The sequence below is a fragment of the Arthrobacter burdickii genome (assembly GCF_030433645.1).
GTDB classification, from domain to species: domain Bacteria; phylum Actinomycetota; class Actinomycetes; order Actinomycetales; family Micrococcaceae; genus Arthrobacter_D; species Arthrobacter_D burdickii.
The window spans coordinates 2,821,089-2,833,994 of the sequence record NZ_JAROCG010000001.1 but is presented as its reverse complement, the minus strand read 5'-3'; the positions used below and the strand labels follow the sequence as shown (position 1 = coordinate 2,833,994).

At 70.1% G+C, this 12,906-nt stretch carries 16 protein-coding genes and 1 riboswitch; of the genes, 12 read left to right on the top strand and 4 right to left on the bottom strand.

Annotated elements, in window-relative coordinates:
- Positions 1 to 20 precede the first annotated feature (20 nt).
- The 7 genes from P5G52_RS13355 to P5G52_RS13325 all read left to right on the top strand — a co-directional run bounded on the left by P5G52_RS13355 (position 21) and on the right by P5G52_RS13325 (position 5,968).
- Complete coding sequence (locus tag P5G52_RS13355) at positions 21 to 797, top strand: thioesterase family protein (RefSeq protein WP_301228117.1); 777 nt, start codon at positions 21 to 23, stop codon at positions 795 to 797.
- Positions 798 to 918: 121 nt separating this feature from the next.
- Entirely contained in the window at positions 919 to 1,203 is a 285-nt protein-coding gene (locus tag P5G52_RS13350) for a DUF427 domain-containing protein (RefSeq protein WP_301228115.1), read from the top strand.
- A 122-nt stretch (positions 1,204 to 1,325) separates the two neighbouring features.
- Complete coding sequence (locus P5G52_RS13345; RefSeq protein ID WP_301228113.1) at positions 1,326 to 2,354, top strand: aldo/keto reductase; 1,029 nt, start codon at positions 1,326 to 1,328, stop codon at positions 2,352 to 2,354.
- A 153-nt stretch (positions 2,355 to 2,507) separates the two neighbouring features.
- Positions 2,508 to 2,606: riboswitch (TPP riboswitch) on the top strand.
- Between the two features lie 38 nt (positions 2,607 to 2,644).
- On the top strand, positions 2,645 to 3,490 hold the full coding sequence (thiM, locus tag P5G52_RS13340; RefSeq protein WP_301228111.1) for a hydroxyethylthiazole kinase: 846 nt from the start codon (positions 2,645 to 2,647) through the stop codon (positions 3,488 to 3,490).
- Positions 3,490 to 4,149: a thiamine phosphate synthase gene (gene thiE, locus P5G52_RS13335; RefSeq protein WP_301228109.1), complete on the top strand. Its 660-nt coding sequence runs from the start codon at positions 3,490 to 3,492 to the stop codon at positions 4,147 to 4,149. The genes thiM and thiE overlap by 1 nt, the downstream gene beginning before the upstream one ends.
- Positions 4,150 to 4,271: 122 nt before the next feature.
- Positions 4,272 to 5,072, top strand: a complete 801-nt coding sequence (locus P5G52_RS13330) for an alpha/beta hydrolase (protein WP_301228107.1) — start codon at positions 4,272 to 4,274, stop codon at positions 5,070 to 5,072.
- Between the two features lie 161 nt (positions 5,073 to 5,233).
- Positions 5,234 to 5,968 (top strand): lipoate--protein ligase family protein, encoded by a 735-nt coding sequence (locus P5G52_RS13325; RefSeq protein ID WP_301228105.1) that lies wholly within the window; start codon positions 5,234 to 5,236, stop codon positions 5,966 to 5,968.
- Positions 5,969 to 5,999: 31 nt separating this feature from the next.
- Here the strand turns inward: P5G52_RS13325 and P5G52_RS13320 are convergent, their stop codons facing one another.
- From P5G52_RS13320 to P5G52_RS13310, 3 genes are all read right to left on the bottom strand, one after another.
- Positions 6,000 to 6,629, bottom strand: coding sequence for an MBL fold metallo-hydrolase (locus P5G52_RS13320; RefSeq protein WP_301228102.1), 630 nt, complete (start codon positions 6,627 to 6,629; stop codon positions 6,000 to 6,002).
- On the bottom strand, positions 6,629 to 7,714 hold the full coding sequence (locus tag P5G52_RS13315) for an S-(hydroxymethyl)mycothiol dehydrogenase (protein ID WP_301228101.1): 1,086 nt from the start codon (positions 7,712 to 7,714) through the stop codon (positions 6,629 to 6,631). Before P5G52_RS13315 ends, P5G52_RS13320 begins: the two co-directional genes overlap by 1 nt.
- A gap of 93 nt (positions 7,715 to 7,807) precedes the next feature.
- Positions 7,808 to 8,065, bottom strand: a complete 258-nt coding sequence (locus P5G52_RS13310; protein ID WP_301228099.1) for a mycoredoxin — start codon at positions 8,063 to 8,065, stop codon at positions 7,808 to 7,810.
- Positions 8,066 to 8,213: 148 nt separating this feature from the next.
- Between P5G52_RS13310 and P5G52_RS13305 the strand changes: the two genes are divergently transcribed.
- From P5G52_RS13305 to pgsA, 4 genes are all read left to right on the top strand, one after another.
- Entirely contained in the window at positions 8,214 to 8,516 is a 303-nt protein-coding gene (locus tag P5G52_RS13305) for a chorismate mutase (protein WP_301228097.1), read from the top strand.
- A gap of 219 nt (positions 8,517 to 8,735) precedes the next feature.
- Positions 8,736 to 10,730, top strand: a complete 1,995-nt coding sequence (gene thrS / locus P5G52_RS13300; RefSeq protein ID WP_435868700.1) for a threonine--tRNA ligase — start codon at positions 8,736 to 8,738, stop codon at positions 10,728 to 10,730.
- Positions 10,730 to 11,341, top strand: a complete 612-nt coding sequence (locus tag P5G52_RS13295; RefSeq protein ID WP_301228095.1) for an HIT family protein — start codon at positions 10,730 to 10,732, stop codon at positions 11,339 to 11,341. The genes thrS and P5G52_RS13295 overlap by 1 nt, the downstream gene beginning before the upstream one ends.
- Entirely contained in the window at positions 11,341 to 11,961 is a 621-nt protein-coding gene (gene pgsA / locus P5G52_RS13290) for a phosphatidylinositol phosphate synthase (protein ID WP_301228093.1), read from the top strand. Before P5G52_RS13295 ends, pgsA begins: the two co-directional genes overlap by 1 nt.
- A 28-nt stretch (positions 11,962 to 11,989) precedes the next feature.
- Here the strand turns inward: pgsA and P5G52_RS13285 are convergent, their stop codons facing one another.
- The gene (locus P5G52_RS13285) at positions 11,990 to 12,445 is read right to left on the bottom strand and encodes a DUF7793 family protein (protein ID WP_301228091.1); all 456 of its coding nucleotides are present in this window, start codon (positions 12,443 to 12,445) and stop codon (positions 11,990 to 11,992) included.
- A 229-nt stretch (positions 12,446 to 12,674) separates the two neighbouring features.
- Here P5G52_RS13285 and P5G52_RS13280 point away from each other — a divergent pair, with 229 nt between their 5' ends.
- Positions 12,675 to 12,896, top strand: coding sequence for a hypothetical protein (locus P5G52_RS13280; protein WP_301228089.1), 222 nt, complete (start codon positions 12,675 to 12,677; stop codon positions 12,894 to 12,896).
- The last annotated feature ends 10 nt before the right edge of the window (positions 12,897 to 12,906 follow it).

Sequence of the window (12,906 nt, the reverse complement as noted above, 5' to 3'; positions counted from 1 at the left end):
GTCCAACGAAGGAGATTTCCGTGCCCGATTCTTTCTACCGTGATCTCGGCGGCGGGAGGTTCGAATCGACGATCCACGCCCAGGGCGCCTGGAACCCGGAAGAGCAGCACATGGCACCGATCTCGGGCCTCCTGACCCAGTGCCTCCTCGACTGCCAGCCGCGGGACGGCATGCAGCTCGGCCGCCTGAGTTTCGACATCCTCGGGATGATCCCCGGCGGTGAATTCGAGGTCAGCACAGCGGTCGTCCGGCCCGGACGGACCATCGAACTGCTCGAGGCACGCATGGAGGCCGGCGGCAGGACCGCCATCGTGGCGAAGGCATGGCGCCTCGCCACCCAGGACACGGCCGCCGTCGCCGCCGTGGAGGACCCGCGGATGCCCGGACCCGAAGCCGCCGGGCCGCACGAGGGCATGACGGCGTGGCCCGGAGGGTTCATCCGGTCCCTGGAGGTCCGGGTGGTACCGGGCCACCGTCCCGGGCGGGGGCAGGTCTGGATACGGAACCCCTACCCGATGGTGGAGGGCAGGACGAGCGCCGACGTCGTGCGCCTCGTGGGCATGATGGACGCGGCCAACGGCATCGCCTCGCGCGTGGCACCCGGTGGCGACAGCTGGATGTTCCCGAACGTCGACCTGCAGATCCACCTCCACCGCCCGCCGACCGGCGAGTGGCTCGGCCTCGATACGCGCGTCACGTTCGGCGCGAACGGTGTGGGACTCACCTCCAGCGTGGCGCACGACCTCGACGGTCCCTTCGGGCGGATCGAGCAGATCCTCACGGTGCGCAAGCTCTGACCCTCGTGCCCGGAATGCCCCGGCGCTCGGCGGGGTTGCACCGGGTACGGACGCCCTCGCCGCCGTCGGCAGGGTGCGGACAGCCTGCCCGCGCGACCGGAGGTCCCGAGGAAGAGGAACCATGACGAAAGCAATCTGGAAAGACAGGGTCGTCGCTGAGTCGGCGGACACCGTGATGGTCGAGGGGAACCACTACTTCCCCCCGGGTTCCATCTCCTCCGAGTTGTTCGTCCCCACGGAGACGCACACCGTGTGCCATTGGAAGGGCACGGCGAGCTACTACACCCTGGTGGTGGACGGCGAGCAGAACAGGGACGCCGCCTGGAGCTACCCGGAACCGAAAGAAGCGGCGGAGAACATCCGCGGTTACTACGCTTTCTGGAAGGGCGTCACCGTCAGCGAGTGAGCAGCGGACAAGGGGCGCCGTCCCATGACGGCGCCCCCTGCCATGCTGCTAGCAGGACAGCTGCGCTCGGCTCAGGATCCAAGGACACGGCGCCGCACGGCGCACAGCAAAGGAGCAACCCCATGGAGTACCGGAAACTCGGCAACAGCGGCACCTCGGTGTCCCACCTCGCCCTCGGCACGATGACCTTCGGGGCGGAGTCGGACGAGGCGACGTCACACGCCATCCTGTCCGACTACGCCGCGGCAGGCGGCAACCTGATCGATACGGCGGACGTGTACTCCGCCGGCACCTCTGAGGAGATCATCGGCCGCTGGCTCGCGAAGAACCCGGTGGAACGGGACCGGATGGTCCTCGCCTCCAAGGGACGCTTCCCGATGGGAACCGGCCCCAACGACCTCGGCCTGTCGAGGCGGCACCTCCGGCGAGCGCTCGACGCCTCGCTGGCACGGCTCGGGGTCGACCACATCGACCTGTACCAGGTGCACGCGTGGGATCCGCTGACCCCGCTCGAGGAGACCCTCGGCTTCCTCAACGGGGCGGTCGTCCAGGGCAAGATCGGCTACTACGGGTTCTCGAACTACACCGGCTGGCAGCTCACCAAGGCCGTGATGATCGCCCGCCAGCGTGGCTACTCACTGCCGGTGACGCTGCAGCCCCAGTACTCGCTGCTCGTGCGCGACATCGAAGCCGAGATCGTCCCCGCCGTGCTCGACGCCGAGATGGGCATGCTGCCGTGGTCCCCGCTCGGCGGCGGCTGGCTCACCGGGAAGTACACCCGCGACGCCGAGCCGACGGGCGCCACCCGGCTCGGGGAGAACCCCAAGCGCGGCATGGAAGCCTGGGAGAAGCGCAACGCGGACCGGACGTGGGACATCGTCGACACCGTCACCGGCATCGCGGCCGAGCGGGGCATCAACGCCTCCCACGTCGCGCTCGCCTGGGTCGCCGCGAAGCCTGCCGTGACCTCCGTGATCCTCGGCGCACGCACGCAGGACCAGCTGGCCGACAACCTCGCGTCGTCCGGCGTCGTGCTGACGCCCGAAGAGCTCCACCGACTCGACGAGGTCAGCGCCCCCACCTTCGGGGACTACCCCTACGGGGCCCCGGGGCAGGAGCAGCGCAGCCGCAAGATCGAGGGCGGCCGCTAGCCCGGCGCTGGTCCGTCCGGCGCTGCTCCGACCGGCGCCCCGGCAGGTCGGGCCCGCGCGGCCGCCGGTCCCGGCGCTGGTCCCTCCGACCGGCGCCCGGCACGCCGGGGCGGTGACGGGCTTGGAAGCATCCGCGCAACGCGTTATCGTTCGAGCAGCGACACGGGGTGTCCCTCCACCGGAGGGGCTGAGATAAGACCCGTCGAACCTGATCCAGCTCATACTGGCGAAGGGATGTCCTGCCGGGCCCTGGTGTCCGTCCGTCCTCTCGCCCCAGCGGAAGGCAGCACATGACGGAATTCCCTTCGGCAACCGCGGACCCCGCCCGCACGATCAGCGCCGAGGCCTGCGCCGGGTTGCTCGCAGACCTGCGCAGCGCCTCCCCGCTGATCCAGTGCATCACCAACGCCGTCGTCACCAACTTCACCGCGAACGTGCTGCTCGCCCTCGGTGCAGCCCCCGCCATGGTCGACATCCCCGGGGAAGCGGCGCAGTTCGCGCCCGTGGCCTCCGGGGTGCTCGTCAACCTCGGCACACCGACCGAGGCGCAGCGCGCGGCCATGCTCGAGGCCGCCGGGGCAGCGGCGTCGTCCGGCACGCCGTGGGTCCTCGATCCCGTCGCCGTGGGGTTCCTGACCGTTCGCACCCGGACGGCCCAGCAGCTCGTCGCCCAGCGCCCGACCATTCTCCGCGGCAATGCATCGGAGATCATCGCACTCGCCGGCTCGGGCGGTGGCGGACGCGGCGTGGACTCCCTGGACGAGCCGGCCGCGGCGCTGGGCGCCGCACGCCTGCTGGCATCGCGGTACGGGTCCGTCGTCGCCGTCTCGGGTGCCGTCGACGCCGTCGTCCCGGCCGACGGCGCCGTCATCCGGGTAGCCAACGGCACGCCGCTGCTGACCCGCGTCACGGGCGGCGGCTGCGCGCTCGGTGCCGTGATGGCGGCCTTCGCCTCGCTCACACCGGATCCACTGCTCGCGGCAACTGCGGCCACCGGCGTGTACACGCTCGCCGCAGAGAAAGCCGCGATCCTGGCGGAAGGCCCGGGAACCTTCGCCCCGCGCTTCCTCGATGCGCTCGCGGCGATCACCCCGGCCGATGTCCGTCAGGGCCTGGTCCTGCCGGAGGACTCCTGATGGCGCGGCCGGATCCGGCGTCGTACCTGCCGCTCTACCTCGTGACCGACACGGCGCTGTGCGCGCCCCGGACGGTCGTCGACGTCGTCGCCGCCGCCGTGGCAGGGGGTGCGACCTGCGTGCAGGTGCGGGACAAGCACGCGGGAGGGCGGGACCTGGTCGCGCTCCTCGCCGCGGTCGCCGACGCCGTCGCCGGTCGGGCGCCGGTGCTGGTCGACGACAGGGTGGACGTGTACCTCGCGGCGCGGGCGCAGGGCGCACAGGTGCACGGCGTCCACGTGGGCCAGTCCGACCTGCCGCCCGACCTGGTGCGGCGCATCGTCGGCCCCGACGCCGTCGTCGGGCTCAGTGCGGCGACGGCTGACGAGTTCGCCGTCGCCCATGCTCTTCCCGCCGGCACGGTGGACTACCTCGGCATCGGCGCGGTGCATGCCACGGCCACGAAACCGGACCACCCGGCGCCGCTCGGCGTCGACGGCGTCGCTGCCCTGGCGGGCACGGCGCAGTTGCCCTGCGTGGCGATCGGCGGCATCACCGCGGCGGACGCCTCCCCGCTCCGCAGGGCGGGAGCGGCAGGGATGGCGGTCGTGTCCGCGATCTGCGCGGCACCCGACCCCGCAGGTGCCGCCGGGCTGCTGCTGGAGGCCTGGGAGTCCTGAGGAGCGCGGGTGCACCGGTGCGACACGGGCGCGGGACCGTGTAGGTCGGCATGGTCCGATAACCGAAAGAGGCTCGGACGGCAACCGGGAGAGTGGGTGCGTGTCGCCCCTACAATCGCCGTGTGGCAACGAGGAGGGACATCCTTGCCGGCATGGTGATCGTGCCGCTCCTCGTGGCGGAGACGGCGTGTAACGGAGGTTCCATGGACAACGGACAGCCCACGGGTACGACGGCGGGGGATCCGGCCGTCCTGACAGCGCGACCGGGCGCGGCGGAACCGGGTACCGGGACGAGACCGGGGGTGCACGCCCTCGGCGTGGCGACGACCCGGGACCCGATCGTCTTCGTCCCCGAGTCCGTGGCCACCGATGAACCGGTTCCCCTCCTCGTCGCTCTCCACGGGGCCGGCGGGGACCCGCAGGGCGGATTGTCCGTCCTCCGCGCGGCCGCCGAGGAGCTCGGGATCGTCATCCTCGCGCCCGCCTCCCGCGCGGCTACCTGGGACGCCATCCGCGGCGGGTACGGTCCGGACACCGAGGTCATCAACAGGGCATTGGAAGAGGTCTTCTCGTTCGTCCCGGTCGATCCCGACCGGATCGGCGTGGCGGGGTTCTCCGACGGAGCCTCCTATGCGCTGGGCCTCGGGCTGGCCAACGGAGACCTCTTCAGCAAGGTGGTCGCGTTCTCACCCGGCTTCGTGCCGGCCGGGCCCCAGAACGGGCAGCCGGCCGTCTTCATCTCGCACGGCACCGAGGACGCCGTCCTCCCCATCGACGCCACGAGCAGGAGGGTGGTCCCCACGCTCAAGCGCCGCGGGTACGAGGTGGTGTACCGCGAGTTCGACGGCCCCCATACGGTACCCCCGGCCATCGCCGTCGAGGCAGGGCTGTGGCTCGAGTGGACGCCCCTCCCGACGCCCTGACCGGCGTGGGTCCTGCCGGCGCATCCTCCTCGATGTGCCGGCGGAACGAACTTCCCGCCGGCACCGCTTTAGCAGGAGCAGGACACGGGGTCTTCGGGGAGGCAGGCGCTGCCCGGCCCGTCCGCGCGCAGCTTCTCCCGGGCTCTGCCTACGATGGGTCGATGAGCACTCCATGGCATGGCGCTGCCGAGCTGGCGCTCGTTCTCGACCCGACATCGGATGACGCGGCCGCAGAGCTGGAGCGCGGCATCGCGCTGCTGCGCGAGGTCGCCGTCGGAAGCAGGCCCCCGACGCTGCGCCTCTACCGTCCGAGTCCCACGGTCGCCTTCGGGCAGCGGGACGCACGGCTGCCGGGCTTCGGCGAGGCGTGCGCGGTATCGACGAAGCACGGCTTCGTCCCGCTGGTGCGGCGTGCAGGCGGGCGCGCCGCGGCCTACCATCGGGGCTGCCTCGTGGTCGACCACCTCGAACCCGCCGCAGACCCCGTCGCCGGCACGCGGGCCCGCTTCGCCGCGTTCGGGGAGTTCTTCGCCGGGGTACTCACCGACATCGGACTCGACGCGCACGTGGGCGAGGTCCCGGGCGAGTACTGCCCTGGCGAATTCACCGTCCATGGCCGGGTCGACGGCGTCCCGGCCGTCAAGCTCGTCGGCACGGCGCAGCGCGTCGTCGCGGGTGCCTGGCTCTTCTCGTCGGTCCTCGTCGTGGAGGACTCGGCACCCCTCCGCGCCGTCCTCACCGACGTCTACGCCGCGCTGGGGCTCGAGTGGCGGCCAACCACCGCCGGAGCGGCGCAGGACCTCGCCGGCGGTGTGACGGTCGACGCCGTGGAGGACGCCCTGCTGGCGGCCTACGCCGCGACCCTGCGCCTTGCCCCGGCGTCCCGCCGCTCCTGACGGCGGGACGCGGGGGACCGGGCCTACGGCATCAGTGTCCGCGCTGGATCCATTCCTCCAGGTGCGGAGCCTCGTCGCCGATGGTGGTGCTGTCCCCGTGGCCGGTCCGCGCGATGGTCTCCGGCGGCAGCGTCAGGAGCCGGGTGCGGATGGACTCGATGATGGTGGGGAAGTCGCTGTAGGAGCGGCCCGTTGCGCCCGGCCCGCCCTGGAAGAGCGTGTCGCCCGTGAAGACCGTGCCCGCCTCCGGGAGGAGGTAGCAGACCGAGCCGGGGGAGTGGCCCGGCGTGTGCAGCGCGGTGAGCGTGACACCGGCGACGTCGATCGTGTCACCATCGCGGATCCACTGGTCCGGGCTCAGCTCGGGGAACACCCTGTCCCACAGTTCGCGGTCGCCCTCGTGGAGGTAGATCGGCGCGCCGACGGCGTCGAACAGGTCACCGACGGCGCGGATGTGGTCGTCGTGAGCATGCGTCAGCAGGATCGCCCGGACCGTCCGCCCGTTCACCTGGTCGAGGATCGCCGCCGCGTCGTGGGGTGCATCGATGACGACGCATTCCTCGTCGTCGCCCACGATCCAGACGTTGTTGTCCACGTCCCACGTCCCGCCGTCGAGCGAGAACGTCCCGGACGTGACGAGGTGGTCCACGCGTGCCGCCATCAGAGCTCCACCACCGAACGGAGGACGGCGCCGCCGTGCATCTTCCCGAAGGCCTCCTCGACCTGGTCGAGGCGGATGCGCTCGGTGACGAAGGCGTCGAGGTCGAGATTGCCCTGCAGGTAGTGGCTGACGAGCATGGGGAAGTCCCGGCTGGGCAGGCAATCGCCGTACCAGGAGGACTTCAGTGCTCCGCCCCGGCCGAAGACGTCGAGCAGCGGGAGTTCGATGGTCATCTCGGGGGTGGGGACTCCGACGAGCACCACGGTCCCGGCGAGGTCGCGCGCGTAGAACGCCTGCTGGTAGGTCTCGGGCCGTCCGACGGCATCGATCACGACGTCGGCTCCGTTGCCGCCGGTCAGCGCCCGGATGGCTTCCACGGGGTCCTCCTCCTTCGAGTTCAGGACGTGCGTGGCGCCCAGGCCCCGTGCGAGTTCGAGCTTCCGGTCGTCGATGTCGACGGCGATGATCGTGGTGGCTCCGGCGAGCCGGGACCCCGCGACCGCGGCTATGCCCACGCCGCCGCATCCGATGACGGCGACCGAGTCGCCCCGGGAGACGTTGCCCGTGTTGATCGCGGCTCCGATGCCCGCCATCACGCCGCAACCGAGCAGGCCCACGGCCGCCGCGTCCGCCGCCGGATCGACCTTGGTGCACTGGCCCGCCGCCACGAGGGTCTTCTCGGCGAAGGCGCCGATGCCGAGGGCCGGGGACAGCACGGTGCCGTCCTCGAGCGTCATCTTCTGCGTGGCGTTGGCGGTGTTGAAGCAGTACTGCGGCTCACCCCGGCGGCACGCGCGGCACTCGCCGCAGACGGCCCGCCAGTTGAGGATGACGCGGTCGCCCGGTGCGACGGTGGTGACGTCGTCGCCCACGGCGCTCACGACGCCGGTGGCCTCATGGCCCAGCAGGAACGGGAACTCGTCGTTGATGCCGCCCTGCTTGTAATGCAGGTCGGTGTGGCAGACGCCGCACGTCAGGATATCGACCAGCGCTTCGCCCGGTCCGGGATCGGGTACGAGGATGGTCTCGATGGCGGCGGGGGCATCCTTCGCCCGCACCACGACGCCCTGAACTCTATGCACCATGTCTTCGCTGTCCTTCCGCTGGGAACGGCGGCCTGGGAACGGGCCACCGTTCCCAGCATATGGCGGGAAGGACCGGCGCGGAGGGTGGCCGGGCTAGACGGCGACCCTGGTCCGGACCTCGGCGGCGGACGGGTTGGTGGCCGTGCTGCCGTCCGGGAAGATCACGGTCGGGACGGTCTGGTTGCCTCCGTTGAGGGATGCGACCAGTTCCGCGGTGCCTTCGACCTCCTCGATGTTGATCTCGGTGTAGCCGATGCCCTGGGCATCGAGCTGAGACTTCAGGCGCCGGCAGTACCCGCACCAGGAGGTCGAGAACATGGTGATGGATCCGGCTTCTGGCGTGTAGTCCACGGTGCTCCTCAAATCTGCGTGCGCACGTGCCGCACGCGTCGATACGCGGGCAGCTGATCCGCCCGCATGGTACTCAACACCGCAGGAGGCGGTGCCATTCCTCCCCGCGGCAGGTGGCGACCGCCGGTGGCAGCGGTAGGCTTCCGCCATGGGTGATGCAGACGACGAGCAGAACGTGAAGCAGTTGGCGGCCGTCCGTGTCGCCATCAACGAGGTGGACGAGCAGATTGTGTCGCTCATCTCCCGCAGGGAGCGCCTCGTCCGCCGGGCGGGTGCGCTCAAGCGCGACGACGCCTCCGTCCGCGCCCCCGCCCGGGTGGAGCAGGTCATCTCCAATGTGCGCGGCTACGCGTCACTGCAGGGCGTGGACCCGACGGTCGTCGAGGAGACGTACCGGGCGATGATCGCCGCGTTCATCGAGTTCGAGATGAGGGTCCGCCGGGAAGGCTGACGCGCGGGGCCCGGGTGGCCTCCGTCGACCGACCCGTGGAGGTGATGGTCGATCTGCCCGTCCATCGGTCCAGTCGAGCGGAGGAGTGTTGGTCGGCCCTGCGCCCACCCGATACGATCAGCAAGGCGGTCCCGGCCCTTGCCGGGTCCCGTCACGCCCGTTCGGGCGACCAATTTTTTCCCAGCACCAAGGAGACCGCCCGTGTCAGCGCCCCAGCCCATGAAACTCATCGTCGACGGCGAAGAGAAGCAGGCGACGACGGGCACCACCGGCACCGAGCTGTTCAGCGAACGGCGTGACGTCGTCGTGATGCGCGTGGACGGAGAGCTCAGGGACCTCGATCAGGAACTTCCCGAGGGTGCCTCCGTCGAGGGCGTCACGCTGGAGGACCCGGCCGGCCTCGAGGTGCTCCGCCACTCCGCAGCCCACGTCATGGCCCAGGCCGTGCAGCAGCTGCGTCCGGGTGCCAAGCTCGGCATCGGGCCGTACATCACCGACGGCTTCTACTTCGACTTCGACGTCGAGGAACCCTTCACGCCCGACGAGCTCAAGCAGCTCGAAAAGATGATGCTGAAGATCGTCAACACCAACCAGCGTTTCGTGCGGCGGGTCGTGTCCGAGGACGAGGCCCGCGAGGCCATGAAGGACGAGCCGTACAAGCTCGAGCTCATCGGCCTCAAGGGCGGGGCCACCGAGGAGGACGGGGCGTCGGTCGAGGTCGGGGCCGGAGAGCTGACGATCTACGACAACGTGGACCGCAAGTCCGGCGACGTCGTCTGGCAGGACCTCTGCCGCGGTCCCCACCTGCCGAACACCAAGCTCATCTCCAACGCCTACGCGCTGACGCGGTCGGCCGCCGCCTACTGGCGCGGCAGCGAGAAGAACAAGCAGCTCCAGCGCATTTACGGCACGGCGTGGCCCACCAAGGACGCGCTGAAGGCCTACCAGGAGCGCCTGGCCGAAGCCGAGCGCCGCGACCACCGGCGCCTCGGCACGGAGCTGGACCTCTTCTCCTTCCCCGACGAGCTGGGCTCCGGGCTGCCGGTGTTCCACCCCAAGGGCGGCATCATCCGCAAGGCCATGGAGGACTACTCGCGCCAGCGCCATACCGATGCCGGCTACGAGTTCGTCTACACGCCGCACATCACCAAGGGCCACCTCTACGAGGTCTCGGGGCACCTCGACTGGTACCGGGACGGCATGTTCCCCGCCATGCACGTGGACGAGGAGCTCAACGAGGACGGCACGGTGCGCAAGCCCGGGCAGGACTACTACCTCAAGCCCATGAACTGCCCCATGCACAACCTGATCTTCCGGTCGCGCGGGCGGTCCTACCGCGAACTGCCGCTGCGCCTGTTCGAATTCGGCTCCGTGTACCGGTACGAGAAGTCCGGCGTCATCCACGGCCTCACCAGGGTGCGGGGCATGACCCAGGACGACGCCCACATCTACTGCACGCGTGAGCAGATGAAGGACGAGCTCACCGGGACGCTCAACTTCGTGCTCGGCCTCCTCAAGGACTACGGCCTCGAGGACTTCTACCTCGAACTCTCCACGCGCAACCCCGAGAAGTCCGTCGGGTCGGACGAGATCTGGGACGAAGCCACCCGCACCCTGGCCGAGGTCGCCGAGTCCTCCGGACTGGAGCTCGTACCCGACCCCGGGGGAGCCGCGTTCTACGGCCCGAAGATCTCCGTCCAGGCGCGTGACGCGATCGGACGCACCTGGCAGATGTCGACCATCCAGCTCGACTTCAACCTGCCCGATCGCTTCGAGCTCGAGTACCAGGCAGCCGACGGTTCGCGCCAGCGCCCGGTCATGATCCACCGCGCCCTGTTCGGGTCGATCGAGCGCTTCATGGGTGTGCTCACGGAGCACTACGCCGGAGCTTTCCCCGCCTGGCTGGCGCCCGTGCAGGTGCTCGCCATTCCCGTCGCCGAGGCGTTCAACGACTACCTGTTCGATGTCGTCGACAAGCTGAAGGCCGAAGGCATCCGCGCGCAGGTCGACGCCGGGTCGGACCGCTTCCCGAAGAAGATCCGGACGGCGAGCAAGGAGAAGGTGCCGTTCGTGCTCATCGCGGGCGGCGAGGACCAGGAAGCCGACGCCGTCTCGTTCCGGTTCCGTGACGGCAGCCAGGACAACCAGGTGCCGGTCGACGAGGCGGTCCGACGGATCGTGGAGGCGGTACGCAGCCGGGAGGCCACGGTCTGATGGAGGACGCGGACAATCCGGGCGGGCACGGCCCCTACGCGGGCGACGCCGCAGTGACGGACGATCTCGAACTGGCGGGCGTGCCCGACGCCTTCCAGCGACTGTGGACGCCGCACCGCCTCGCCTACATCAAGGGAGGGCAGGAGCAGGTCACGTCGGAGCAGACCTGTCCGTTCTGCCGTGCGCCTCAGCAGAGCGACGAGGAAGCCCTGATCGTCCACCGCGGCACCCATGCCTTCGTGCTGCTCAACCTGTTCCCCTACAACGCCGGCCATCTCCTGGTCTGCCCCTACCGGCATGTGCCCGACTACACGGACATCGACGAAGCGGAGACCGCGGAGATCGCCGCCCTCACCCAGACGGCCATGCGCGTGCTGCGGAAGGTGTCCAATCCCTCGGGCTTCAACCTGGGTATGAACCAGGGGGTCACCGGAGGCGCGGGTATCGCTGCACACCTGCACCAGCACGTGGTGCCCCGATGGGGCGGGGACGGGAACTTCCTGCCGATCATCGCGCAGACCAAGGCGATCACGCAGACGCTCGGTGAGGTCCGCGAGCAGGTCGCGGCGGCCTGGCCGTCCTCGGGGACAGCGGCGGGATCGGCTTCCTGATGCTCAACAGGTACGCGCGCGGTTTCTTCACGGCCCTCTTCACGCCGCTGGCCCGCCTGTTGCTCAAGTGGGGCGTGACGCCCGACGCCGTGACCATCACCGGCACCATCGGTGTGGCCGCCGGAGCGCTGGTCTTCTACCCGCTCGGCCAGCTGTTCTGGGGCACGGTCTTCATCACGCTCTTCGTGTTCTCCGACGTCGTCGACGGGATCATGGCGCGCATGAAGGGCCACGGCGGACTGTGGGGGAACTTCCTCGACTCGACGCTCGACCGCATCGCGGACGGGGCGCTGTTCACCGGCGTCGCCATCTGGTTCTTCACAGGCGGGGAAAACCCGGCGATCGCGATCGCAGCGCTCGCCTGCCTCGTGCTCGGCATGCTCGTCTCCTACGCCCGGGCGAAGGCCGAGTCGCTCGGCTTCACGGCGAACGTGGGGCTGGCGGAGCGCGCCGAGCGCCTCGTCTCCGTTCTGGTCGTCACGGGACTGACGGGCCTCGGGCTGCCCGAGGGAGTTCTGCTGGCCGTCCTCGTTGTCCTGGCGGCGGCGAGCCTCGTCACGGTCTACCAGCGGGTGAGGGCCGTCCGCAGGCAGTCGCTGGCGGCGAAGCCCGCGTCCTGACGAGCTCTGCTGCGACGCTCTGCAGCCGTCAGGAAGCCCGGCGGCGGACGAAGGGGTCCCGGTCCACCGTGAGGCTCATCGCGTGTTCCACCGGGTCGGCACACAGGATGTCATGCATGAGCCCCAGCCACTCGAGAGCGGCGCTCCGCTCCGTGAAGTACTCCGACGGGTAGTCGGCCTGCTCGTAGGGCACCGCCAGCATGCGGTCCATCGGCTCCGCACCGACCATGGCGCACGCGAGGATGTCGCGGGCCGCTGTCAGGACGCGACGGGCACCGAACGAGATGGATGACACCTTGTCGAGTTCGAAGTACAGGACGTACTGTCGCCGGCCCGTGAGGTCGAAGCACTGTTGGAGGATCGCGACCGCGTCCGACTCCGTGATCACGGAGTCCTGCCCGAGCCTCAGGCGCACGGCACACCGTGCCAGCCGGGTGAGGCGGAAAGGGCGGGGGATACCGGTGCTGGTCTCGGTGCTGATCATGGGGGCTTTCGGTGGTCTCGTCGGGTCGGTTCCCCCGAACCGACTTCCGTACACCGTGTGAGACCAGACGGATCGCCGGGGGAGCACCATTCTAGCGACCGCCGGAGTCATGACCCGAATCGGTGCCGGCGCTGTGGCGCATCCTCGGTGTCCCGCGACCGATGATTCCGGCGGGCCAACCCCGTCTAAGGGAGGAAGCACGCAGACCGATCTCCGGACAGGACACGCCATGACCTACCTGACAGGGTTCCTCCCCGACCTGCACATCGTCTCGGACCTGGACCTGCTGCTGCTGCAACGCGGGGCAGCAGCAGGTCATCCCGCCCCGACGACGGGGCCCCCTTCCCCGCCGTGGCCCGCCGCTGCGCTCGACTCCGTCCTCGACGAACTCGATCGCAGGGACGCCTGCCCGGTCGGGCACCGGACGGGGGTTCGGCGGACACCGCGGTGACGGCACCCTG

Coding starts and splice junctions, on each gene's coding strand:
- P5G52_RS13350 (WP_301228115.1), top strand. CDS start 919: ATGACGAAAGCAATCTGGAAAGACAGGGTCGTCGCTGAGTCGGCGGAC.
- P5G52_RS13345 (WP_301228113.1), top strand. CDS start 1,326: ATGGAGTACCGGAAACTCGGCAACAGCGGCACCTCGGTGTCCCACCTC.
- thiM (WP_301228111.1), top strand. CDS start 2,645: ATGACGGAATTCCCTTCGGCAACCGCGGACCCCGCCCGCACGATCAGC.
- thiE (WP_301228109.1), top strand. CDS start 3,490: ATGGCGCGGCCGGATCCGGCGTCGTACCTGCCGCTCTACCTCGTGACC.
- P5G52_RS13325 (WP_301228105.1), top strand. CDS start 5,234: ATGAGCACTCCATGGCATGGCGCTGCCGAGCTGGCGCTCGTTCTCGAC.
- P5G52_RS13320 (WP_301228102.1), bottom strand. CDS start 6,629: ATGGCGGCACGCGTGGACCACCTCGTCACGTCCGGGACGTTCTCGCTC.
- P5G52_RS13315 (WP_301228101.1), bottom strand. CDS start 7,714: ATGGTGCATAGAGTTCAGGGCGTCGTGGTGCGGGCGAAGGATGCCCCC.
- P5G52_RS13305 (WP_301228097.1), top strand. CDS start 8,214: ATGGGTGATGCAGACGACGAGCAGAACGTGAAGCAGTTGGCGGCCGTC.
- thrS (WP_435868700.1), top strand. CDS start 8,736: ATGAAACTCATCGTCGACGGCGAAGAGAAGCAGGCGACGACGGGCACC.
- P5G52_RS13295 (WP_301228095.1), top strand. CDS start 10,730: ATGGAGGACGCGGACAATCCGGGCGGGCACGGCCCCTACGCGGGCGAC.
- pgsA (WP_301228093.1), top strand. CDS start 11,341: ATGCTCAACAGGTACGCGCGCGGTTTCTTCACGGCCCTCTTCACGCCG.
- P5G52_RS13285 (WP_301228091.1), bottom strand. CDS start 12,445: ATGATCAGCACCGAGACCAGCACCGGTATCCCCCGCCCTTTCCGCCTC.
- P5G52_RS13280 (WP_301228089.1), top strand. CDS start 12,675: ATGACCTACCTGACAGGGTTCCTCCCCGACCTGCACATCGTCTCGGAC.